Source organism: Bacillus pumilus (assembly GCF_003431975.1).
Lineage (GTDB): Bacteria > Bacillota > Bacilli > Bacillales > Bacillaceae > Bacillus > Bacillus pumilus_N.
Genome location: NZ_CP027116.1, coordinates 264605 through 289083, shown reverse-complemented (window position 1 = coordinate 289083; position 24479 = coordinate 264605). Strand labels below are relative to the sequence as shown.

General features: G+C 41.8%; 21 protein-coding genes. 7 read left to right on the top strand and 14 right to left on the bottom strand.

The annotated features are described in order from the left end of the window. Nucleotides 1–99: 99 nt before the first annotated feature. Together C5695_RS01575 and C5695_RS01570 are read right to left on the bottom strand one after the other, a co-directional pair. The gene (locus C5695_RS01575; RefSeq protein WP_117728533.1) at nt 100–1275 is read right to left on the bottom strand and encodes an ABC transporter permease; all 1176 of its coding nucleotides are present in this window, start codon (nt 1273–1275) and stop codon (nt 100–102) included. Then, nucleotides 1275–2015, bottom strand: coding sequence for an ATP-binding cassette domain-containing protein (locus C5695_RS01570; protein WP_117728531.1), 741 nt, complete (start codon nt 2013–2015; stop codon nt 1275–1277). The genes C5695_RS01575 and C5695_RS01570 overlap by 1 nt, the downstream gene beginning before the upstream one ends. A 161-nt stretch (nt 2016–2176) precedes the next feature. Between C5695_RS01570 and C5695_RS01565 the strand changes: the two genes are divergently transcribed. Beyond that, nucleotides 2177–2878 (top strand): LytR/AlgR family response regulator transcription factor, encoded by a 702-nt coding sequence (locus C5695_RS01565; RefSeq protein WP_117728529.1) that lies wholly within the window; start codon nt 2177–2179, stop codon nt 2876–2878. Nucleotides 2879–2889: 11 nt separating this feature from the next. Next, nucleotides 2890–3855, top strand: a complete 966-nt coding sequence (locus C5695_RS01560; RefSeq protein ID WP_117728526.1) for an ATP-binding protein — start codon at nt 2890–2892, stop codon at nt 3853–3855. 30 nt (nt 3856–3885) lie between these two features. Here the strand turns inward: C5695_RS01560 and C5695_RS01555 are convergent, their stop codons facing one another. After that, entirely contained in the window at nt 3886–4815 is a 930-nt protein-coding gene (locus C5695_RS01555; RefSeq protein ID WP_117728524.1) for an aldo/keto reductase, read from the bottom strand. A gap of 458 nt (nt 4816–5273) precedes the next feature. Between C5695_RS01555 and C5695_RS01550 the strand changes: the two genes are divergently transcribed. Beyond that, complete coding sequence (locus tag C5695_RS01550; protein WP_117728522.1) at nt 5274–6314, top strand: DUF4352 domain-containing protein; 1041 nt, start codon at nt 5274–5276, stop codon at nt 6312–6314. A 51-nt stretch (nt 6315–6365) separates the two neighbouring features. Here the strand turns inward: C5695_RS01550 and C5695_RS01545 are convergent, their stop codons facing one another. The 3 genes from C5695_RS01545 to C5695_RS01535 form a co-directional block, all read right to left on the bottom strand. Then, entirely contained in the window at nt 6366–7451 is a 1086-nt protein-coding gene (locus C5695_RS01545) for an SEC-C metal-binding domain-containing protein (protein ID WP_117728519.1), read from the bottom strand. A 191-nt stretch (nt 7452–7642) separates the two neighbouring features. Further along, on the bottom strand, nt 7643–8584 hold the full coding sequence (locus tag C5695_RS01540; RefSeq protein ID WP_117728517.1) for a response regulator: 942 nt from the start codon (nt 8582–8584) through the stop codon (nt 7643–7645). Nucleotides 8585–8588: 4 nt separating this feature from the next. Beyond that, a complete protein-coding gene (locus C5695_RS01535) occupies nt 8589–9875 on the bottom strand; it encodes an ATP-binding protein (RefSeq protein WP_117728515.1) in 1287 nt (428 codons plus the stop codon). Nucleotides 9876–10392: 517 nt separating this feature from the next. On the opposite strand from C5695_RS01535, the gene C5695_RS01530 reads away from it, so the two are divergent. Both C5695_RS01530 and C5695_RS01525 read left to right on the top strand, forming a co-directional pair. After that, the gene (locus C5695_RS01530; protein ID WP_117728513.1) at nt 10393–11373 is read left to right on the top strand and encodes a glutaminase; all 981 of its coding nucleotides are present in this window, start codon (nt 10393–10395) and stop codon (nt 11371–11373) included. A gap of 30 nt (nt 11374–11403) precedes the next feature. Then, nucleotides 11404–12819 (top strand): alanine/glycine:cation symporter family protein, encoded by a 1416-nt coding sequence (locus C5695_RS01525; RefSeq protein ID WP_117728511.1) that lies wholly within the window; start codon nt 11404–11406, stop codon nt 12817–12819. Nucleotides 12820–12858: 39 nt separating this feature from the next. Here the strand turns inward: C5695_RS01525 and C5695_RS01520 are convergent, their stop codons facing one another. The 4 genes from C5695_RS01520 to C5695_RS01505 form a co-directional block, all read right to left on the bottom strand. Beyond that, a complete protein-coding gene (locus tag C5695_RS01520) occupies nt 12859–13719 on the bottom strand; it encodes an alpha/beta fold hydrolase (RefSeq protein ID WP_117728509.1) in 861 nt (286 codons plus the stop codon). A gap of 312 nt (nt 13720–14031) precedes the next feature. Then, nucleotides 14032–14397, bottom strand: coding sequence for a VOC family protein (locus C5695_RS01515; RefSeq protein ID WP_117728506.1), 366 nt, complete (start codon nt 14395–14397; stop codon nt 14032–14034). Nucleotides 14398–14497: 100 nt separating this feature from the next. Continuing rightward, complete coding sequence (locus C5695_RS01510; protein WP_117728504.1) at nt 14498–15880, bottom strand: amino acid permease; 1383 nt, start codon at nt 15878–15880, stop codon at nt 14498–14500. Nucleotides 15881–15945: 65 nt separating this feature from the next. Then, nucleotides 15946–17454 carry a class I adenylate-forming enzyme family protein gene (locus C5695_RS01505; protein WP_117728501.1) on the bottom strand — a complete coding sequence of 503 codons (1509 nt, stop codon included), beginning with the start codon at nt 17452–17454 and terminating at the stop codon, nt 15946–15948. Between the two features lie 261 nt (nt 17455–17715). On the opposite strand from C5695_RS01505, the gene C5695_RS01500 reads away from it, so the two are divergent. Next, nucleotides 17716–18153 (top strand): MarR family winged helix-turn-helix transcriptional regulator, encoded by a 438-nt coding sequence (locus C5695_RS01500; protein ID WP_117728499.1) that lies wholly within the window; start codon nt 17716–17718, stop codon nt 18151–18153. A gap of 58 nt (nt 18154–18211) precedes the next feature. On the opposite strand, the gene C5695_RS01495 is transcribed toward C5695_RS01500, so the two are convergent. From C5695_RS01495 to C5695_RS01480, 4 genes are all read right to left on the bottom strand, one after another. Continuing rightward, nucleotides 18212–19345: a zinc-dependent alcohol dehydrogenase gene (locus C5695_RS01495; RefSeq protein WP_117728497.1), complete on the bottom strand. Its 1134-nt coding sequence runs from the start codon at nt 19343–19345 to the stop codon at nt 18212–18214. Nucleotides 19346–19493: 148 nt separating this feature from the next. Beyond that, nucleotides 19494–20516, bottom strand: coding sequence for a quercetin 2,3-dioxygenase (locus C5695_RS01490; protein ID WP_117728495.1), 1023 nt, complete (start codon nt 20514–20516; stop codon nt 19494–19496). Between the two features lie 80 nt (nt 20517–20596). Then, a complete protein-coding gene (locus C5695_RS01485) occupies nt 20597–21160 on the bottom strand; it encodes a TetR/AcrR family transcriptional regulator (RefSeq protein WP_117732969.1) in 564 nt (187 codons plus the stop codon). Between the two features lie 37 nt (nt 21161–21197). Next, nucleotides 21198–22679, bottom strand: coding sequence for an amidase (locus C5695_RS01480; protein WP_187441794.1), 1482 nt, complete (start codon nt 22677–22679; stop codon nt 21198–21200). Between the two features lie 168 nt (nt 22680–22847). On the opposite strand from C5695_RS01480, the gene C5695_RS01475 reads away from it, so the two are divergent. Next, the gene (locus C5695_RS01475) at nt 22848–24479 is read left to right on the top strand and encodes a S8 family peptidase (protein WP_117728491.1); all 1632 of its coding nucleotides are present in this window, start codon (nt 22848–22850) and stop codon (nt 24477–24479) included.

Sequence of the window (24479 nt, the reverse complement as noted above, 5' to 3'; positions counted from 1 at the left end):
TTCCATTATGCCATTCCTTTCACAAGATCGTGAATCTCTTTTATATAAATCTCTGGATATAAAAAACTTGCAGATAAAATCTACAAGTTTTTACTTTCTTTATTTCGCAAGCATCCATTTTTCTTTCATAAACAAGCTTCTCACGATCACAAACAAGATGACGACTGCGAGGGCTGAGGAGCCTAGTGTCAGAGTGACGGCCATCGGATCGATAATACCAAACATCAATTGCTTACAAAGCGCGTGAATATTAAGGAATGGGACAGCAAAGTAATACGTATCTAGCTGCGTAGCACCTGCTCTCATAGTAAAGAACATTGGGATCACACCTAATGTAATGATCATGGACATGTACGATTGCGCTTCTTTCACTGAGCTTGAAACGACACTGAGTAGCAGTTCAATCATCGATACCATGAATGAGAAGATGATAAGCGCCGCAAACATGACGGCGATAATGCTCCACATCTGATCACCAAAGTTCAGTGCTTGTTTTAGCTTTTCTGTAAAGAGCAGCGTGGATAAAAGCAGCATGCCGATCGCCACAATTCCACTTAAAATCCCGAACATAGAGACAGCCAGCCATTTTCCGATGAGAATTTGGAGTCTGCTGGCAGGTGTCAGGAACAACGCTTCAATGGATTTTCGGTCTTTTTCACCCGCTACAATATCAAGCGCAGCTGGCAAAGCACCTGAGATGACGGAGGTCACCAAAATCATTGGAAGCAGAATCGACAAAAGCATAGAGGTCATGCCATTTTCTCCTTCATCGCCCTCTTCTACATCAACGGACTGCACCTCAAATGGATGAATAACTGACGTATTGATTTGATCAGCGGTTAAACGCTTTTCTACGACTTGGTTTTGATACTGCTCCAATAAGGATTGCAGCATTTGAACTGCGATGACCGAATCATCATCTGTTGTATACCCATGAATTTTAATTGCAAATGATTGTTGATGCTGAAGCATGTCGTCTGCCTTTTTCGGCATTTCTAGGTAAGCATTTGCCTTTCCATCTTTGACAGCTTGCTGAGGGTCATCAAATGTTTCAAGTGTGAGGTTTTTGACCTCTTTGATCATTTGATTCATTTCAGTTGGTAGCTTTTCATTCACTGCGACCGTATAGGTTTCATCCCCTGGATCTGCAATCATGCTTTCATAAAAGAACACCAGTCCAAGCATCGTCAAAAGAGGAATCAGTACTGTTAAGAGTAGCGTTTTTCGGTCTCTTAGCGCATCTGTCATTTCTTTTAAAAATACGGTTTTCCACATTATGAAATCCCCCTAGCGAGCTTCGACATAAAGATATAGTTCAAGTCATCACTTTGTTCCTGTGTATATAATTCTGGAAGTGTTCCTTTGTATACTAGCTCTCCTTGATGAATCATCATCACACTGTCACAGAGCTGGCTGACTTCTTCCATGATGTGGCTTGAAAAAAGAATGGTTTTATTTTGCTGCTTGAGCTGATGAATAAAGTCTCTGAAAATATTACTTGATGTAATATCCAAGCCTGTTGTCGGCTCATCAAATAAAATAATGTCAGGATCATGAATCAAGGTTCTGGCAATCGCCACCTTTTGTTTCATTCCTCTTGAGAATCCTTTCACCTTTCGATCCATATATTGTCTCATCCCAAAACGCTTTGCCAAATCCTCTATTCTTGCTTTGATTTCATGCTGATTTAAGCCATACAATTTGCCAAAGTATTCAAGGTTTTCTCGTGCCGTCAAACGATCGTAAAGCCCCGTCTCACCGCCAAACAAGACACCAATTCGCTTTTTCACTTCTGTTGATTCTTTCACCGTATCAAAGCCTGCGACATTGACTGTTCCGTGCGTAGGTTCTAATAATGTGGCGACGGCACGTAATAATGTGGTTTTCCCTGCACCATTTTCACCTAGGATGCCAACGACTTCCCCTTCCTTCACGGAGAACGTCATATGTTTCATCGCTTTTACGACCTTTTTCTTATCTTTAAACCAGCAACTGCAATCGCTGAGAGTAATCATGTGGTTCGCCCCTTTCAACTTTCTAAGTCTATGATAGAAAAAATAACGCTTCTCTGACATAAAAATGTCGCGAAACGTCCTTTTTCTGTCTTGAAATGATCTATTTCAAAAAAACAAATGGTAAAATAGACAAATAATAAGAAGAGTCATAGGTGATTTTTATGATAAAAGTAGGTCTCGTTGATGATTACCGAGTAGATTTAGAAAAACTGCATGCCATTGTAGGCAGAATGGAGGCTGTGGAGATTGTCTTTGTCACGCAGTCAGCAGAGGATGCATATGAGAAGGTCAAACAGGGAGACATTGATTTGTTGTTCGCAGACATTGAAATGCCCGGAATGTCCGGCTATGAATTAGCAGACCTCATTCACTCTCATGCACTGAATGTCGATGTTGTATTTGTGACAGGAAACAGCGGATATGCGGTTCATGCGTTTGATTTGAATGTACATGATTATATTATGAAGCCCTACCAAGCCGATCGAATTGCCAAATCCTTAGAGCGCTACATGTCCACCAAGCAGGAGAAAAGCATTCATGGACGGCTTCTCATTAAGCAGCAGTCAGATATTCATGTGCTGCAAAAGAAGGATGTCATTTTTGTTGAGCGAACAGGCAGGTCCACTACCATTGTCACAACAACCGGGGAAATCCAGACATATCAGACACTAAACGAGTTAAAGGGCGATCTAGCTGAAAAAGATTTTATCCGCTCACACAGATCGTTTATCATCAATATTCATTACATTAAGAACTTCTCGGCGTATGCCAAAAATTCATTTATCGTGTCTTTTGAAGGTACAGATAAAAAAGCCATGATGACCAAGCAGCAATTAGAATACTTTAAGAAATATTATTTTTAAGGAGAACGAACGTGAACGCTTTCTATCTTGGATTCCGCATGTATGCTCTCATATGGCTAGGTCTTGCGTTTCATGCAGTAGCTGAAGCTTTTCTGCCGCTATCATCAGGAGTGCTGTGGCTCCTCACTTTTTGTCTGATTTGTCTTTATACATTTTTCATATACAAAAAGTTTTTGCCTCATGTGAGTGGTTATGTGATGTTGGGCGCTTTTGTGCTCTTTACCTGTGCGGGTCTTTCGCTTTTTCTAACGCAAGGGAATGGACACAGCTCTCTTTTCGCTTTTATGATCATCATAACAGCAGATATCCTTTCATTGAAGATGATGCAGACGGAGAGACGGTTAAATGGGCGGCTTCAAGAGCTGATCAACGCAGAATCAAGAACCAATGAATTGTTGCTTGAGCTGCGCAGTAAACATCATGAAACTGCTAGACATTTAAATGCCTTTTCCTCGTCAAACGAAGAGCATGAGATCAAGGATTTGATTCAGCAATACGTAAAACATTTCCCTTGGATGAAAGGAGAAAATGCATATTTGGCCTCAACCCTGCATTCCTTTTTTCAACAGGCTGAAAAAGAGGACATTGACCTTTCTCTAGACCTTCAAGCGCCTTTTTCATCGCTCCCCTTTTCTAAGGCGGATCAGGTTAGTTTTACTGGGAACTTGCTTGATAATGCCCTAGACGCAGCGATTGAAGCGAAGCAAGCCGGAAAAGAGGGCAGTATCTCGATTGCGACCTCTATTCGGAGCGGGCTCTTTTTAATCCATTGCGAAAACAGCACAAAAGGAATGGATAAACACGTGTTAGACCATTTGTTCAAAAACTTTGGTCGCTCGACAAAAGGCGGGGATCATCAAGGAATGGGGACGTATATCATTCATCAGCTTGTTGAAAAGGCAGATGGTACACTTGATTTCACTTACCGTTCTCCAAATTTGCGGGTCGTCATCAAAATTCCCCTCACGATGTCATAAAAAAAAGGTGCAGCTAAGCACCTTTTTTTATTAAGAGAAAATGTGGTCAATTTGATTGATTTCCTCTTCTGTTAATTGAACATCGTTTGTTTTGAGATTTTGCAGAACCTGCTCAGCTCGTTTTGCTCCAGGAATGATGGCGTCGATGCCGTCCTGTGCTAAAAGCCAAGCCAGCGCAACGTGCGCCGTTTCGGCATTCTTTGATTGTGCGATCGCCTTCAGCTTGTCTACTTTTTCGAGATTTTGAAGGAACGCCTCGCCTTGGAAAAGCGGGTCCTTTGCTCGAATATCATCAAATGTCGCATCCTTCGTAAATTTCCCTGTTAACAGGCCTGACGCCAATGGGAAATACGGAATAAAAGAAATACCATGCTCGACGCAGTATGGGAGAAGATCCTGCTCCGCCTGACGTTTCAGCAGAGAATACTCCGACTGAAGCACGTCTAAGTAGCCATCTCGGTTAAAGGCTTGAAGCTGTTCAAAATCAAGATTTGATGCACCAATCGCCCTGATTTTCCCCTCATCCTTCAATTCCTTTAATGTGCCTGCTACTTCTTCCAGCGGCGTCCTGCCGTCCGGGAAATGCATATAGTATAAATCAATATAATCTGTTTGCAATCGTTTCAGGCTATTTTCAACCTGCTCTCTTAAAAAGTCCCGGCTGTTATCCAGTTCGATTTGTCCGTCTACTTCTTTATGAGCCCCCTTTGTCGCAAGGACAAGGTTTTCTCTACCGCCTCTTTTGACAATGATCTCACCGATCAATTCCTCTGAACGGCCCAGCCCATAAATAAAAGCAGAATCTAAGAAATTGACACCTTGATCAAGAGCCGTCTCCACAAGCTCTCGTCCAGCATCTTCACTCAGGTTCGGGAACAAATTATGTCCACCTACCGCATTCGTACCAAGCCCTATCGGATTCACCTGTAAATCAGTTCGCCCAAGCGTTACCTTTTTCAAAAGCTCATCTCCCTTATCTGCTTAATCATCCTTATTTTCCCATGAATCCTTTTCAACATTCAAGTATCCTGCTCTCTGAAAATCAACCTAGATGTGACGCTGAGAAAATGATCGTATAGTCAGCATCCAAGTGAATTTCTCTAAGATCAACATTTTCACTTCAAGAATTTTATATAAAAAACAATTTAAACCTATGATAATCTATAAATTAATTCTTATTAACTAGTATATTCTACTTATCTAATTCTTTATTTTAAAGGTAATAGTGTAAAAAATGATCAAAAATAGGGACTAAAACCTATTCCTCAACATGAATAAATTTCGTTAGAATGAATAGTGCAAATCGTCATAAGGAGATTTTCCCCTTTAACACCCGAATATACCATTCTATCTGTTTCTTTTTTCATAGTCAGATAGCGGGAATGAAATGACGAAAGAAAAGCAAAGGAGCATCAACTGTGAATCTAAAAAAAATAAGTGCACTCCTCATGATTTCATTCGTGATGATCATCTCTGCAGCCTGCCAGAGCTCAGCCAAATCAAGCAATGCTGATCAAAAATCTACAAAGACAGCAGAGGTAAAGGTCAATAGCTACGAATATACGTTACCAGAAGACTCAACAACTACGCTAAGAGACAATGAATTGGTGTTAAAAGTCAACTTAACAATCACAAACAAAGGTGACAAAGCCCTTTCATTATATAACTCTGACTTCTCCCTTTATCAAGACGATGCCAAAGTCTCTGATTTAAAATTCTACGGCAGTAAAGACCGCCTTGACCTCGGTTCACTGAACAAAGGCAAGTCACTATCTGGTGCTCTTTATTTCCTAGTAGACAAAGGGAAAAAATATCAGTTCGTGTACCAAGACAGCATCAAGAAAAACAGTGATTCAATCGAAATCGAACTAGATGGAAACAAAATTCTTGATACAGCGAAAAAGCTGGATAACCCTGCAAAAGCCCTCTCCGCTTATACTGATATCATTGTCTTTGACAAAAAGAACGATCAATTTGCAGATTTAACGGGTGATAACCAATCGGATGTCGTCAATAAATACCACGAAATGTTTGTGAAAGACTTCAAAAGAAGTGCGAGCATATACGGAAATGAAGTAAGTGACCGTGATATTCTGTCTATGTACAAACGCATTCAAAACACCATGAAGGATAAAGCCAAAGTAGAAACAAGTGTGAAAACCATCTCTGATGACGAGGCGAAGGTTGTTGCGAAAGTAACAGGCATTGATGCTTCCAACTTAAAAGACAAGCTAGACAAGCAAAGAGACGAGTTTTACAACGGCAAGATCCGCTCCAAAGAAGAATTGTATAAGAAAATCTTAAACATGTACGCATCAGAATTCGAAAAACTCCCTCCAGTCTCCAGCCCAGCTGAGTATGAAGTGAAAATGAAACGTAATGGGGATGGTCAGTGGAAAATTGACCTGAACGATTATAATACATCGCAGTACATGAGTGGGTTTATTAAAACGAGATAATTATGAATAAAAAAGACGCTGGCCCTTAAAGGTGCCGCGTCTTTTCTTATGTTATACAGTCGCCTCTTGCTCTTCTTTCACCGCTTTTTCAATATCTTTAAAGCGGCTCGATACAGTAGACGCACTGATGCCATACTTTTTCGCTACTTGCGCTTGTGAAAGCGGAGCATCACTAGCAAGTGAATGAATGTAGTATTCGATTCCCGCAGCAAATGAAGCTGCTTTACGGATCACAGGTGATTTCTGATCACAGTAGGCTTTCCAAACAGTTAAAGCGCCATCTGTGAGGCTTTGGTCACCATGCTCCTTCATCCCATCTTCAATCAGCTTTGCTGTTTCCAGCTGAACATCACTTGCCCAGTCCATGCGATCTGCTGATAAACCTGTATCGCCTTCTGTTTCAGCAGATGTTTCTGATTCCTCTACTTCTTGCTTCGCAAACATACACTTCAGCACGTCAGGGAATGATTCTCTCATAAATGTGCTGCGCGTTCCTCCATTGGCCTCATATGCTTCAAGCAGCTGACGAACCTGTAAAAGGAGCGTATCTGTAAACTCTTTCGCAAACATCGTATATTGAATAAAAAATTCTGCTTTCTCTTCAAATTGAACAGGGAAACCAAGCACTAAACTTCCCTTCTCAGGTAAGACGGTTTGATCCGGTTTTACATCTACTTCAACCTTCTCAGCTGTCACCATATTCTCAAAATAAAGAGACTCGTCCGTTTTTTCATTTAATAAAAGCAAAGATGGTTCCATGTCTGTCCATGATTGAACCACTTGTTTTGTTTTCGGACGGGTAATATCCTCCGCTTTCTTTGTCAGAAATTCTCGGAAAATGGATTCTTTCTGATCTGTTAATGGGCGGAAGAAGATGCCCCACACACTCAAATGAAAGACCGAGATTTGTTGTGTTTCTTTATCCATATCTGCAAGGAAAGAAAACTCATTAATGAATTGATTGATAGCTCTCTGATGCTTAGAGAAAGCATAATTCATTAAATCTTTTTGAACTTGTACAGCTTCCTTAAACACAAGCTCAGACGTTTGTTCCCCGCCTGACTTTTGACCACAGCAATGTTTATATTTTTTTCCGCTTCCACAAGGGCAGAGCGCATTTCGTTTAATTTTTCCCAAAATAAAACCTCCGACATTCTAGTCTAACCTCACTATTTTAACAAACGATTGCACAGGAGGGTTTTATTTTCAAGAAAAAAGAAAAATCAGAATCATTAGTTAAATAACAAAGACACATTAATATCTCGATAAATCATAGGAATAGCAGTCTTTTTCTGTTTATTTTCTCCAATCATTCCAACAGATTTTCCTCAGCTCATTCCTTCGAATAACTGCTTTGCTTCAAAATAAAAGATTTGAACGAACTTTTTCGTATTGACTCTACCCGTCGATCCTGCAGATGAGGAAGTCTTCTGCATTTCTTTCATTCTTTGGCTGACATCGGTAAAGTCAAAAAACTTCGACGCATAGTGCTCGAACTTAGGATTCGAGAAATCTGTTAATCCTAGTGAAGCAAAATGATTCAAGGAATGGTGGATAGCTCGTCTAATTCGCTGCTCTGCCGCTTTCACTTCCCTCATCACTTCAACATCGGCTGCCCCATGATCGAGTTTCCTCTCCGCCGTTTTGATAAAGAGCTGTTTAAGCGGCGGAAAATTGACCTCATGAGAATTGGCTGACTGTGTTTCATGTAAATAGATCAATATTTCTAGTAAATCCTTAGATCCGCTCTCTCCGACGATTCCTAGTTCGGACAAAAGGAATTCCCCTGCCTCTTTCATCGTTCTCCTCTTCACCCCAGCGCCTGTCGTATTATGAGAAATGACAGGCTCTAATGGCAGCACATGGCGAAGTGAAGCTTGTATATCGTAAATGGATTTCTCCAGTTTGATACGCTCCATGACTTTTCGAATCACACTGACAATCTCAATTCGATTGACGGGTTTATGAATATAATATTCGATTCCAAGTTCATAGGCTTCTGCCATCATCTCTTTCGCCTCTACTTGGGAAATCATCATGACTTTACCTTTGAACTCTGGATGAATATGACGAATCGTTTGAATGCCATCTCTAGCAGGCATTAAAAGGTCAATCAGAAGAATATCTACTTTTTTGAGGTTCAGTGCATGTGCTTCTAAACCAACTCCGTCATCAGCTTCATCCACGACCTCTCCCAAATCCTCATCCTCGATGATTTGACTTAAAATCGAGCGTATTGCACGATCATCATCCGCAATGAAAAATCGCATACACTCACCCTCTCTGTATTAAATTTTGTATAGGCAGGATAAGCTGAAAAGCGGCACCCTTTGTTTCTCTTTGTTCAATCTGAATGTGCCCACCAAGTTCTTGAACCAGCTCTCTCACATAGGATAAGCCAATCCCTGTAGACGGTGTGCCATACGCATCAAATTTCGAGGTGTAGCCTGGATCAAATACCACCTCTCGCAATTTTTCAGGAATTCCCGGTCCATCATCTTCTACCCGAATATCTATTTTATCATGTCCGCCTTTTAATAAGAGCGAGATGGTTCCTTCCTCTTCAATTGCTTCAACCGCATTTGCCATTAAGTTATTAATCAGCGATAAGAAAATGAACACATGATAATCATGCAAATGAATACCCCTTATATCAGATGTAAAAGAGATATTTTTTCCTAATGATAGCGCATATTTCTCTTGAATGCGGATGACAATCTGAACTAGCTCTTCGGCCTTCATATAGTCTTGCATATTTTCCTTAGAAATGAGCTTCGAAAGCCCAGCATAGATACGCTGATTGTCTTTTTTCACTTCATGGATTTCTCCTGCGAGCCTTAACAGTTCCTGACTTACTTTCTTCCCTGCTTCATGTTCATGCAGCAGGCGGTACAGTCGGTAGGATTCTTGCGTAATATGCTCGGTATGTTTTAATGTCTTCTTTAAGTGAACCGTCTCTTCATATAAATTCGATATGACCATCATCATATGCTCATTTTGTTTCATAATCTGCTTCTCTCTTGATTGTGCCTCATAAAGCTTCATCATATTAAAAAAACTAATCACCACAAAACTGTGAGCAAATGCAATGAGGAACATATCACTCAGCTTTGACAGGGTCATCGTCGTATCAAATACTAAAAATTGGACAAACAGCTCGACAAAGTCAGCCACTAATTCAATCATAAGACCAATAATTCCAATAAAAATAGAGCGCTGTTTAAAATGTCCTGTACGGACAGCAAAAAACAAAAAGGCATATGTAAAATAGAAAAAGAAACTTGGGAATTGTTGATAAAATGATGTAGCCATATCCGCGTTCTGCTGAATCAGATCTAAGCCTACTCGAAAAAGGACAATGGCTGCGCCTGTTAAAAACCCAGGCAATAGCGGTCTAGATTTTCTTAAAAGTAATAAACAAAAGAAAAATGCAGGCGCCCCAAAGCTGATCCGAAACGTCTCATTCACAGGATAAAACTTTAGTTCTCCCGCAAGCGGTACAATGACCACCATAAAAATTAAAATGAATGCGTCTTTTTTGACAAGCTGATTTAAACTCAAATGACTGACATCCCTTCCCCTTTTTGCATAGCCACAGTATACAAGGAGACTCTTTTCTTCACAATGTGCAAAAAAATAATTTTCACTGCTTCTTGTTTCCCCAAAATCCTTTTTTATGACTATTCTCCGAGGCGGCGTGGTGACCTTTCAGCTATTCAAAGTTTTGGTGATTGTCTACAATAATGGGAATTGTTTAGACAATGATCGACAAACTGATTTTTATTTGTAAGTTTTTCTGTAGTTTTTCGTCAGATTGTGTAGTTTCCAAGATAAATTGAATGAACAATTTTAGTGAAACTATATGTAAGCGTTTTCTGAATTTTCGCTAAAAACCCTTTTTGTTTTTTCGCCGCCAAAGCCTTCATTTGAACATATATTTAGGTGTAAAGGAGTGGTACAAGCAGCGCATGACAAGTTCTTTGAAGATGTGTAACATGTTTTCGTGCCTATTTGATCGCATTTTTTGTCATCCGCCAATTCAATAGGGTACTTTTTGATTTTTGATTGGAGGAATCGTATGAAAACAGCAATTTCTAATAATACACAACACGCATGCCAGTCTTCTGTTAATCAATGGGCAGAAGAAATACGACCATATTACAAAAATGGACAAAATGCTGGCTACATTCCAGCACTCGGAAAAGTGAATTCCTCTCAACTTGGTATTAGCGTGATAGGCCCAGATGGATCATCTGTACGATATGGTGATTGGGACGTTCCCTTTACCCTGCAAAGTATCTCAAAAGTCATCAGCTTTATAGCTGCCTGTTTAGGAAGAGGCGTTCCTTACGTCTTGGATCGGGTAGATGTAGAGCCAACTGGTGATGCATTTAATTCCATCTATCGTCTTGAGATGCATAAACCAGGGAAGCCCTTTAATCCAATGATTAATGCTGGAGCTATTACCGTATCCTCCATCCTTCCTGGAAAGACTTCTACAGAAAAGCTAGCATATATTTTCGATTTAATCGAAAACTTAATAGGAAAGCGTCCATCTGTTGATGAAGAGGTTTATCAATCAGAATGGGCAACTGCGCATCGCAATCGTGCTCTTGCTTATTACTTAAAAGAAACCAATTACTTAGAATCAGATGTCGAGGAGACATTAGAAGTGTATTTAAAGCAATGTTCCATCGAGGTTACAACTGAGGACATCGCCTTGATTGGACTGATTATTTCAAGTGATGGATACCATCCCTTTAAACAAGTCCAAGTCATCCCAAAAGATATCGCAAGACTAACAAAGGCATTGATGCTGACATGCGGCATGTATAATGCATCTGGTAATTTTGCTGCTTTCGTAGGCGTACCCGCCAAAAGTGGTGTGTCTGGAGGAATTATGGCTTGCGTTCCGCCAAGCGCAAGAAGAGAATTCCCGTTTCAGACAGGCTGTGGAATTGGCATATATGGTCCCGCTATTGATGATTGCGGAAATAGTATTACCGGTGTCATGATGCTGAAAAAGCTCGCCAAAGAGTGGGATCTCAGTATTTTTTAAGAAATAGGATGAATTAGAAGAGGTGATGTTATGAATGGTTTATTAACAACAGCAAATGGTTTTCTATGGTCATATATTATTGTTGCACTATTAATTCTTGTCGGCCTTTATTTCACATTCAGGTCTCGTTTCCTTCAGGTGCGTATGCTCAAGGAAATGGTCATCGTTTTGAAAGAAGGAACAAGCAAACAAAAATCTGGCGTGTCACCATTCCAAGCATTTGCTATTAGTATGGCGGCTCGGGTTGGAACTGGGAACATTACTGGGATTGCCATTGCTATTGCCATGGGTGGTCCTGGCGCAATTTTTTGGATGTGGATTCTAGCCATTATCGGTTCTGCGTCAAGCTTTGTTGAAAGTACGCTTGCCCAAGTTTATAAAGTAAAAGATGGATCAGGCTTCCGCGGTGGTCCGGCTTACTATATTGAAAGAGGCTTAAAGAAACGCTGGATGGGGATCTTATTTGCTGTATTAATCACCATTTCTTTCGGTATTGTCTTTAACGCTGTACAGTCGAACACTATTACCATTGCTTTTGAAAATTCATTTGGCACAAATCGTTTGATTGTAGGCGTCATTATGGCACTTGGATTTAGTATCATCATCTTCGGCGGGGTCAAAACAATTGCCAAGATGGCAGAATACATTGTCGTCTTCTTAGCTGTCGCTTATATCGGTATTGCTCTTTTTGTCATGATTACAAACATTACTGAACTGCCTGGTGTTATCCAGACGATTATTTCACATGCATTCGGTATTGAGCAGTTTGCAGGTGGTACCATGGGTGCCGTCATTATGGAAGGGATCAAACGGGGTCTATTCTCAAACGAAGCTGGGATGGGTAGCGCACCAAACGCTGCTGCAGCTGCCGTAACGAGCCACCCTGTAAAGCAAGGACTCATTCAAGCATTTGGTGTCTTAATTGATACCCTGATTATTTGTACAAGTACTGCCTTTATCGTTCTTTTCTCAAGTGCATATAAAACGACAAAATTAACAGGTATTGCGCTCACTCAAGCATCTTTGAGTGAACACATCGGTCCTTGGGCTTCTGGTGTTCTTGCCATTATGGTTTTCTTATTTGCGTTTAGTACGCTGATCGGAAATTATTACTATGGTGAAACGAACATTGAGTTCCTGAAATCAAGCAAAGCATGGTTGATTGGATACCGTATTGCGGTCATTGCCATGGTTTTATTCGGTGCTGTAGCAAGTGTACCTTTTGTTTGGAATCTTGCCGACTTGTTTATGGGGTTAATGGTCATCGTCAACCTCATTGCCATTATGATGCTGTCTAAAGTCGCCTTTGCAGCCTTACAGGATTATTCACGGCAGAAAAAAGAGGGGAAAGATCCTGTCTTTTATAAAAATGCCGTTCCAAACAATGAGAACATTGAATGCTGGGACGACGAATCAAGTTCGTTAAAAAAGAATCATATTGGGTAAATCAAAAAAGCTCTAGTCCTCGGACTGGAGCTTTTTTCATTAGTTCAAAAATTCGAGGATGAGTTTGTTCACCACTTCTGGTTTTTCATGATTGATCCAATGAGAAGCATCATCGACAAAAATCAGCTGACCATTTGGGCAAATCTTTATCGATTCCTTCGCCAATTTTCTGCTTAAAAACTTGTCTTCCATTCCCCAAATCATGCGAACAGGTACTAAAATGCGTTTAGATATTGGCTTTTCAAACCCGCCTTTTTTGATGGCACGATACCAATTCAACATTGAGGTTATGGCACCTGGCTGCGTCCAAGCCAGCTTATATCTTGATACATCTTCTTTTGTAAATAAATGTGGCCGTGCAGACAGCCCAATGGCTTCATCCAGCCGCTGATAGTGATTATCTTGAAGAGCTGCCTCTGGCACATTCGGAAGCTGAAAGAAAGCGATATAGGAGCTTTTCTTCCACTGTGGCGGATGAAACGGAAGAACCTTCATCATCACACGTGGATGTGGCATGTTGACGATGATTAATTTCTCTACATATTGAGAACGTGTGGATGCCAAATGCCAAGCAACAGCTCCGCCCCAATCATGACCACCTACAATCGCCTTTTGATTCGGACTAAGCGTCTTAATCAGCCCCACGATATCATCTCTCAGCTGATCTAATACGTAGGATTCAATTCTTTCTGGCTTATCACTTAGATGGTAGCCTCTTTGGTCAGGAACGACGACACGATAGCCTGCCTCAGCCAGGGGCATGATTTGGTTCTTCCAGCCGTACCAGAACTCAGGAAACCCGTGCAACAGTATAAGCAGCGGGCCATCCTCAGATCCAGCCATTGCTGTGTGAAGTGTTACACCATTTGTTTGGATCGATCGAAACTCAATTTGCTCCATTCCTTCGCCACCCTTCTCCTTGTCCTATGATTCTTCCAACATAGCATATTTTCCATTCTTCAGAAAATAAAAACACTCCCAAAAAAACCTTCACAAAGGTGAAGGTCTCAGATTGTTGACAAAGGGATAAAATGATTTTTATTTTTAGCCCTTTGTCTTCTTTTCAGCGTGATAGAAAACCTTTGCCATTCTAGGAAGGACGAGCACCGGAACGGAGCGAATTTGACATTCGTGAGTACCGGCGCGCAGGACTGACACCGAATGCGAGGGTTTGTCTACACGCTGAACCTTCACAAAAGTGAAGGTCTTGGTTTATTTCATATAATTCAGCACCCAGATCAACCCATTTTTACGGTCCTGTACTTGACCGTGAAGTGCACCAAAGAACGTATCCTGTAATTCAACCAATACATCTCCGTCAGCTTCCAGCGCCTCATATACTGCTTTTAATTCTTCTTCATTGTCAAACTGCATGATGAATCTTACATTTTCTGGCTTTGGTGTGTGGCCAAACGTATCTGAAAAGTGAAGCAACGATTCTCCAAGGTGCAATTCAGCATGCAGCACACGGTCTTGATGTTCATTTAAGATATGAATATCCCCACCAAAAATCCCCTGATAATATTGAAGAGATTCCTTGACATCGTCTACCACAATATAAGGACTAACGCTAATCATATCCCTCATCCTCCTCTTGTTCCGTCCATCATCACTTTTATAGCTTATCCCAAATCGTATGAAAAAAGGCACAAATCGTCAACGGATTTGCACCTTTTTCTTATGAAGCTTTCGCTAATTCACTATGTTTGTTTGAATACGCTGCGTACATGACGACACCGATTAACAGCCAAACGCCGAAGTAAAGCCACGTACGGCCTGGTAAATTGAGCATCAGGAACAAGCAGCAGCCCATTGAAATCATCGGCAAGATCGGCACAAATGGAACACGGAATCCCCGTTCAAGCTGTTGATGTGTCTTTCTCAAAATAAGCACAGATAAACTCACCATAGCAAACGTCAATAGAGCCCCGATATTCGCTAAGTTAGACAGATCCTTTAAGTCAATAAACCCTGAAATAACAGCTGTCATTCCGCCAATCATCCATGTGCTTGCAACAGGCGTATCGCTCTTGTCTGTTTTCGAAAATACTTTTGGCAAAAGACCGTCTCGGCCCATCGCATAGGCAATCCGAGTTGCTGCATAATTATTGGCGAAAATCACAGCCATTAATCCAATGACCGCACCAACAGAAATAATACCGGCTACGCTATTTTGATGCACACTTTGCAGCACATAGGACATAGCCTCTGTGACATTCAAATTTGTATAATGCACCATACCTGTCATGACCAAACAAACGACAATGTAAATGACCGTGCAAATGAGCAATGAAGCGATAATACCAATTGGCAGGTTCCGCTGGGGATTTTTCACCTCTTCCGCAGAAGCAGAAATGGCATCAAATCCTAAAAAGGCAAAAAACACAGCAGCGGCACCGGCAATGACACCTTCTGCACCAAACGGCATAAACGGCTGCCAATTGGCTGGTTGTACGTAAAATCCGCCTACTACAATGAAAAGAACAATAATACCAAGCTTCACAAACACCATGATATTATTGAATTTTTTACTTTCCTTCGTTCCTCTAGATAAGATCCACGCAATCAGTAAGGCAATGATAATCGCTGGCAGATTCATATATCCGCCTTGCTCTGGCCCCGCTAAAAATTGATGAGGGATTGACATTCCAAACCCCTCAAGCAAACTGTTAAAATAACTCGACCAGCCACTGGCGACGGCTGAAGCAGTCAGCATATAAACGGACAATAACGTCCATCCCATCAAATGACCGACAAGCTCGCCCATCGTTGTATATGAATAAATGTATGCACTGCCGAATACAGGCAACGCGGAAGCCATTTCTGCATAGCAAAGTGCTGCCAAACTGCACACAATCGCTGCGATGGCAAAGGAGAAAATGACAGCCGGCCCTGCATCCTTAGCCGCTGTAATTCCGGTTAACACCATGACCCCCGTGCCGATCACTGCCCCTATACCAAGAAGCGTGAGATCAAGCCCGCCCAGCGTTTTCTTTACCTTTTGCTGCCTGCTCTGTTCTAACAAATCATGAATGTGTTTCTTACGAAGAATATGTCGCAAACCCTTTCCCTCCAAAACGTCCGAAAACAAAAAGTCATTCAAATTTCATTATAGCAGAATAGGTACTACGCATTCACAACCAATTCACGTAAATCTTTTTTCATGATTTTACCAAGTTTGTTTTTTGGCAGTTTCTGTGTGAAATGAATGGACGGTACTTTGTAATCTGCCAAACGTTCCTTGCAGTAGTCCAACACATCTTCTTCGCAAAAATCGACGGATTCGTCTTTTACAATATACGCACTTGGCACTTCACCATATAAGTCGTCTGGTACCCCAATGACAGCTGATTCAATCACACCTGGAATTTGATCAATGACCTCTTCCACTTGGTCAGGGTAAATATTATCTCCTCCATACAGAATCACATCTTTGTATCTGCCTGTGATATAAAGAAAACCGTCTTCGTCTAGATATCCTGCATCTCCCATATGGAACCAGCCATCTTTGAGCACCTTCTCTGTAGCGTCAGGCTGATGATAGTAGCCTAAGAAATAAAATGGGCTTTTCATGACGACTTCGCCAATTTCTCCAGCTGACAGTGTCTCTTCTGTCTCAGGATGCACGATTTTCACTTCTACATCTGGATCCACTTTACCGGCAGAGCCCATTTTATCCTCGCCCATCGCTGGATGCCACGCACTCACAACCCATGCTTCCGTACTCCCGTAGCCATGCATCATCTGAATGCCCACTTCTTTGTAATCTTTGATTAAGCGTACCGGCACCTTCGTACCGCCAGAAATCGCAATTTCAAAAGATGAAAGATCGTACGAACCGCGCTTCATTTCTTCTAGCATGTACGTATAGGCTGATGGAAAAGCCATCATAAATGTAATTCTTTCTTTCTCAATCGTTTCTAAAATGCGCTTCGGCGTTGCATCGTGTAAGAAGACTAGTGTATACCCTTCAATCGCAGCTGCAATCAGATGATTAATTGAACTCATATGATACAGAGGATGACTCGCCAAGTATCGTTTACCTTTCAGATCGAATCCTCGATTCCCATGTCTTGTTAAAAATTGATAGATTCGTCCATGTCCGACCATACAGCCCTTTGGATTGCCCGTTGTCCCAGAGGTGAATAAAATCATCGCTAGATCCTCTTCTGATACCTCTTCAGCAAGGTTACTTCCATCATTTGATGCTAAAATGTCTTCAAACAGCTGTGTTGTTTTCGCATTGACACCGGATTCCACCATTAGGCAATCTTCTAAAGACACATTCACTGCCGCAATGATGTCACGGAATTCACGGTCAAAAAATAAAGCCTTTGGCTCTGCTTTTTTCAAGATACCTTCCAGCTCAAAAGAAGTAAGCTGCCAGCTAAGCGGAACTGCGACTGCACCTGCTTTGATGGCTGCCAGCATAATCGTTGAAAAGTGGTGATGGTTTTGACAAATAAAGCAAACACGGTCACCTTTTCGAATTCCCTTTTGATGTAAGTAATGAGCGAGCTGATCAATACGTTTTGCATATTCTTCAAATGTATAAGACACACCTCCGCCAGTTACCGCTTCAATTTGTGAAGAGCGTTCCATTCTGTCGTTAAGTAATGCCTGTAATGTATTCAATATCTTCATCTCCAAACGTTTGATTTACAATAGCCAATTTCCAGTGAATGGGTTGGCAGATTTTATCTCATTCACATTCTAAAATAAAACCAGCTGAAAGTAAAATCATTTCATTTTGGAATTGTTCTTTATATTAATTGATAATATAGGTAATTTTATAGCCGTCTTCCATTTTGGTTTAAATGATGATAACTATTATGATAAGATAGACCTAGTAATTGATCGGAAAATGCGAATGCAATAGGAAAAGAGGTATGGAGAATGCAACATTTCGAGCTAGAGGCAAGTTTGTTAGACCATGCGCTGACAAAGTATTTAAAGGCGACGAAACGAATAGATGAAGAGAACATTCCAAAAAACGTCACGAATGTGAAAGGGTTTATTTTGCGCATCATTTATCGCCATCAATCATGTACTGTGAAAAATATTCTGCAGGAAGTTTCATTATCTCCCTCTGCAACAACAACCGCTCTCAATCACTTAGAAGATGAAGGGCTAATTATCCGCTCTCGAAATAGTAATGACCGCCGTACAGTATGGATTACACTCTCTGAAACGGGTGAACAAATTGCCAAACAAATGATCGGCAATCGCCAACTGCTTGTCAATCATCTGTTCAACCATCTTTCAGAAGAAGATAAAAAAACATTTTTTGAATTAATCGAAAAAATGGTAGACGCGAACACATTAAAGGCATAGGAGTTTCCTATGCCCTCAAAGGGCTAAAATGATGTTTATTTTAGCTCTTTGTCTTTTTTTATGGCTTTAAGATGACCTTGATACAGTCATCCTGCTTTTCGTTGAATATGTGATACGCATGAGCAGCATCATCTAAAGGTAATTGATGTGTGATGATCGCTCTCGGATCAATTTCACCGGTTGTCACTTTTTGATAAAGCTTTGACATGTATCCTCTTGCTGGGGCTTGTCCCATTTTCAGCGTGACGTTTCTTGCGAAGAAGGCGCCTAATGGGAACATGTTGTACAGTCCTCCATACACACCAGTCAGCTGCACGGTTCCACATTTACGAACAGCTTTTGTGGCAATTTGAATTGGTCCAATCGTTCCGCCTTGGAGCTTGAGTTTCTGCTCAATTTTTTCAAGCGGAGACTTCTTCCCGTCCATTCCCACACAATCAATGACAACATCGGCTCCACCCTTGGTGAGCTCCTTTAACGTTTCTCCCATGTCGGCATCTTCTGTAAAATCAAATACTTCTACGCCGCTCATTCGTTTTGCGTGATGGAGGCGGTAATCAATATAATCAACCGCAATCACACGTTCAGCCCCTTTTTGCCATGCAAATTGCTGCGCCATCAGCCCAACGGGTCCACAGCCTAACACAATGACTGTGTCTCCTTTTTTCACCCCTGCATGCTCGACGCTCCAATAGGCAGTCGGCAGGACATCTGATAAGAACAGCAGTTGTTCATCCTCTAGCTCGCAATCTTCCGGCACCTTAAACGGGGTGTAGTTTCCAAAGGGTACGCGTAAATATTCTGCCTGTCCACCAGGGTAATTTCCAAATTTCTCACTATATCCGAAAAGTCCACCCGAATCATAATGCGGGTTCGAGTGATCGCATTGACTTTCTAAGTGATGGTGACAATATTGGCATTGACCACATGCAACGGTAAATGGAATAACGACACGGTCTCCTTTTTTTACTGCCGTGACATCAGGTCCAACTTCCTCCACAATCCCCATTGGCTCATGTCCAATCACATAGCCGATGGGCAGCGGGAAATTGCCCTGATACAAATGTAAATCTGACCCGCAAATTGCAGTAGACGTAATCCGTACAATCACATCTTCTCGATCTTGTATAGACGGCGTGTCTACTTTTTTCACTGCAATTCGATGTTTCCCTTGATAGGTAACAGCTCTCACATATATGTCCTCCTTTTGCTCAAGTCCTCCGTACATAGCTTCGCCTTGAATGAAGAGTTCATGCATTCATTCTGGAATATAGGAAAACAAAAAACCCGCCGATGGTTTCGACAGGCTCTTACTGAACCTTGTGTAACGCGTTACACGCTTATTCATTTTCGACAAAAACCAAATCATATTGAGATGAAACCTCTCGATCGAACATTAGGTTCCCTTTTTGAATAAAATAAGGACATATACTCGGGCTTTGTGATTCGTCAAACTGCTCATACAACTGCTCAATCTTTCCTGGAAGCAGCAAAAGCAAAAATTTATTGGAATGAGATTCTAATTCATACGAGTGAATGGTATTCGGAGGAATATAGGCAAAATCCCCAGGCATCAAGCAAATATGCTCTCCGTTTAACTGAAGATTCATTCTGCCTTCAACACAATAAAGTGCTTCTGTATGCACTTGATGATAATGCGGAGGAAAATACTTTCCCTTTGCGCCTTCAATCACAAAATGACTGAATCCGCCTCCTGTTGTTTCCGTTGTTGCAATCAGCTCATGAAGCTGACCTTCAACAATGTATTGCTTCCCTTCACCTGCCTCTAATACATAGGGCTGCACTGCGCGCGGGAGCTGACTATGAAATAAAACGGAGGGCTTGGTTGTATTGGACAGCTGCCTGATACCATGTATCAGCATGAGATCGCTTTCTTTTTCAGCTTGCTGAAAGCTGGCTGCATCGAAAGCCTGATCAGTCATCGTCCATTCATTTTGCAAGAGCCTTTTCCCTATTTGCTGATAAACATCCGTCATTTGCCCGCCCAGCGTATATGAAATAAATCTTGTTTTATGACTATGCATTCTGTAGCCATGAATTGTTTTAGGCGGGATATGAATATAATCGAAGGCTGTGACCATATATTTTTTACCGTCTAGTATCACTTCAAGCTTTCCTTCCAGCACGAAAATGGTTTCAAATAAGTGCTCATGACAATGCAGTGGAAAATAAGCCCCTTTCCCACCCGTGATTAAGACAAGCTCAAACAGCTGATTTGTTTGATTTGCTTCTGCCAGCACATGAACAAGCTGATTCTCTAGACCATACAGCTCCCCTGAACCGGACACGGTATAAAAAGAGGTACCTTCGGATTGTTTGATCGATTCCAGTTGCTCCGACATCCCATCACTCCTCATGACTAATTGACTATCTTTATTATATAGACCAATTGATATAATAGATAGACAATATGCGAGAGATTTTACTCTTCTCGCATAAATAAGTGTCTAAGGTAACATTTTACGTGTTCTAACGGGGTCGTTTGTTTGAGTGCTGTGGTCATCGATAGACCCCCAATCACCATTGACTGAAGGAGAGAGGCCAACTCATCCGCTTTGTTTTCTTCATATCCGCTGTTCATGAGCTTTTCTTTCACAAGCTTTTGCCAGCGGATCATTTCTTGTTTACATGCAGTATGAAGCTGCGTATGTTCTGGCTTGGATTCTGCCGCCAGCAAGACAATCGGTATCCCTCTTTCATTTTCCTGCTCCATAAATCCCCGAATGATGTTTGTCATAAAACGGTCAATGGCGATATACGGTTCATCCGAATAGGCAAAGCTTTCTTCAATTCGATTGATGACCTTTTGACTAATATATTCAACGGCTGCTATGGCCAGCTCTTCTTTTCCGTTTGGAAAGTAATAATAAAGAGATCCTTTCGGCGTACCGCTCTCTCGAATGATTTGATTCAACCCTGTCGCATAATACCCCTGTTTTCGTAAAAGAAGTGCAGCCGTTTGAATGATTTTGTCCTTCGTGCTCACATGTGACACTCCTTTCCCTCCAAAGACAAATGTCGTTTCAGCGTATGATTTGATTTGTTCCTTTCCAAATCGAGGATGTCTCCATTTCCGCTGCAAGCCGAAGCAGCCAATCCTCTTTTCCCTTAGGTGCTGTTACCTGTACGCCTAAAGGCATGCCCGCCTCAGTGAGATGAACGGGAACGCTCATAGAAGGCTGACCCGTTAAGTTGGCAAGCTGTGTAAATGGTGTGTAGGTCAAACTCTTTAAGAACATGTCATAAATGAGCTCCTGCTGTGCTTGCATTGAGAGGGATGACACACGTAAAAGTTCAGCAGTTTCCTCTTTCGAATGCATCAGTTCACCAATCTTAGGAGCTGAATATGCAGTCGCTGGCGTCACAAAGAGATCATAGGTTTGATGAAATGACGCCATTTGTGCAGCCGCCATATCCCATGCATCAAGGCTTTCTGTATAAGCAGCTGCTGTTACATTCTTGCCAGCCTCCGCCAGCACCCATGCGACGATATCCGTTTCTTCCGGCTTTACTGGACGCCCTAATGAACGAGCCAAGGACGTAAATAATGCAGACATTTCTCCGCTGTTCATGACGTAATATTGCTGCATGAGATGAACACCATCTATTGCCGGCCCTGCTTCTTCTACTTGATGCCCTTGCTCACTCAGCCATTTTACTGTTTGCTGCACCGCCCGCTTCGCTTCCTCACTGACCTTCGTACCTACTGGAGATTCCACACTGTAAGCAATTCGCATAGAAGATGTACGTTTCACCAGATCGTCTTGATAGCTGCCATCATATAATGGCGTTTGAAAAGCCGCTTCCGGCTGAATGACTTGAAGCAGATCAAGAAGCGCTGCACTGTCACGCACTGTTTTTGTGAGTGTAAAATCAATGGAAGCCCCTTGCCACTGCCTTCCTGCGCCTGGTCCTACCGGCGTTCTTCCTCGTGTTGGTTTAAGACCGAACAAACCTGTAAAGGATGCCGGAATCCGAATAGACCCTCCGCCGTCACTTGCTCCACCAGCAGGGACGATGCCGCTTGCAACAGCTGCTGCTGTTCCGCCACTTGAACCACCAGGGGAATAGTTAGGATTCCAAGGATTTCTCGTTGGACCATGCAAAGCAGGTTCTGTGACATTTCTTAATCCGAATTCTGGTGTGTTTGTATGACCCATCATGAGAAATCCAGCCTGCTTCAATCGCTGGACAAAGTAGGAGTCCGTTTTTGCCTTTACATCCTTTAACAATGCAGCACCTGCTGTCAGCGGTTCATTTTCCAGCCCTTGCGATATATTTTTCAGTACAAATGGAACGCCCGCAAACGGCTGATGCGTCTGTAAGGACTGACTCTCCTTTACTACTTGATCTTGTCTTGTCTGAATCACCGCATTTAGTTCAGGATTGACCTCATTCAATCTAGCAAATGCAGCCTGCATAAGCTCCTCAGGCGATACCTGCTTATTCCGCACAAGTGCTGCCAAGCCAATTGCATCATACGTCATATACTCTTTTACGTTCATCAGCATATCCTACTTTCTCTTATTATGATCTCTCTATTGTCTACTAGAATTGTATGAATTTCAATTTCAGGTTACTTGTAAAAAAACTTTCTGACAAACAATATGATTCTTCTAACCATCCTTCTCATTTCTCCGATATAATAGAGAAAAAAAGACGGAGGTCATCGTATGCAAGGAGCTATCGCCTTGAAAAAGAAAATCGTTGTAGTCATCGCGTTTCTTCTTGCGTTGACAACTGCTTTGCCTATCCATTCGCAGGCAGCTGCACCGCCAAAAGAAACAGATGTCATTATCGTCTATAAAAACCAAAAAGGAAAGCAAACAGCTATTGAAGAAAGTGAAAAAGTGAATGCACAGTACATACATCTTCCTGCTGTCGCTGTGACAGCAGATGAACAAGCCGTCTCGTCACTCAAAAAAGACCCAAACATCGCATACGTGTCAAAAAACGTGAAGGTCAAACTCGCTTCTTCTACTATGAAAAAAACCGCTGCCGCTACGGGTCAGAATCTATTAGTTCAAAAATCTTACAACCTGCAAAAGCTGAATGTAAAGCAAGCGATAAAAGAAGGCGTCACGGGGAAAAATGTGAAGGTAGCCGTTTTAGATACTGGTATTTCTCCACATGAGGATTTAAAGGTAACCGGCGGTAAATCATTCGTGAACTACACATCCTCCTATAAAGATGATGAAGGGCACGGCACACATGTCGCTGGAACGATTGGTGCGCTCAATAACGATTACGGCACAGTCGGCGTTGCTTCTGGCGCGAAGCTGTATGCTGTGAAAGTGTTAGATAAAAAAGGAGAAGGCGATCTGTACAGCCTGCTTCGAGGCATCGATTGGGCGATCAGCAATAAGATGGATATTATGAATCTCAGTCTAGGTTTCGAAGATAATATTCCTATCTTGCGTTCAGCAGTGGATGAAGCATATAAAAAAGGACTGCTCGTTGTGGCTGCAAGCGGAAATGATGGGAAAAAGAATGACATTAGCTACCCTGCCGCTTACAATAGCGTCATTGCTGTTTCTGCAACGACGGACAAAGACAAACTCGCGTCTATCTCAAATACAGGGAAAGGCATTGAATTTTCTGCCCCTGGCCAGAACGTCATTAGCACTTATTTAAAGAATGAATATTGGTATGCAACAGGTACTTCACAAGCCACGCCGCATGTCACAGGCATGCTGGCGCTGTTGAAGCAGCTTCATCCGAAGAAAACAAATGGGCAGCTTCGCACCTTATTGCGCAGCTATACAGTGGATCTTGGTGCAAAAGGGAAGGATTCACAATTCGGCTATGGCCGCGTGCAATATATACCACAGTCCACCTTTGTAAAGGCTGCGACCAGCGCTGTCAAAAAAGCCGAAACATCTAAAAAACAGGCAGATGTCGATCAAGCCAAAACGAGAATTGGACGACTTACAGCAAGTAAACAAAAAACAGCACTCACGAAACGGGTGAAAAAGGTACAAGGAACGATTGATATCCGCTCGGCACGTGCAAAGGTGAAAACAGCCGAAAAAACCAAAACACAAGGTGCCATTAAAAGCGCCCAAACGGCCATCAAAAAGCTAAACAAAGGCAAAGAAAAAACAAGCCTGCAAAACCGGCTCGACAAAGTCAAAAAACAAGTCGCCTATCAAAAGAAAGTGAAAGACGCCAAACAAAAGGTCAAAAAAGCCGAAACCAAACGAACGAAGAAAAATAAAGCATCGGCTCAAAGTGCTGTCAAACAGCTAAAAGCTTCTAAAACGAAAACCAGTTTACAAAAACGATTGAACCGGATCAAAGTGTAA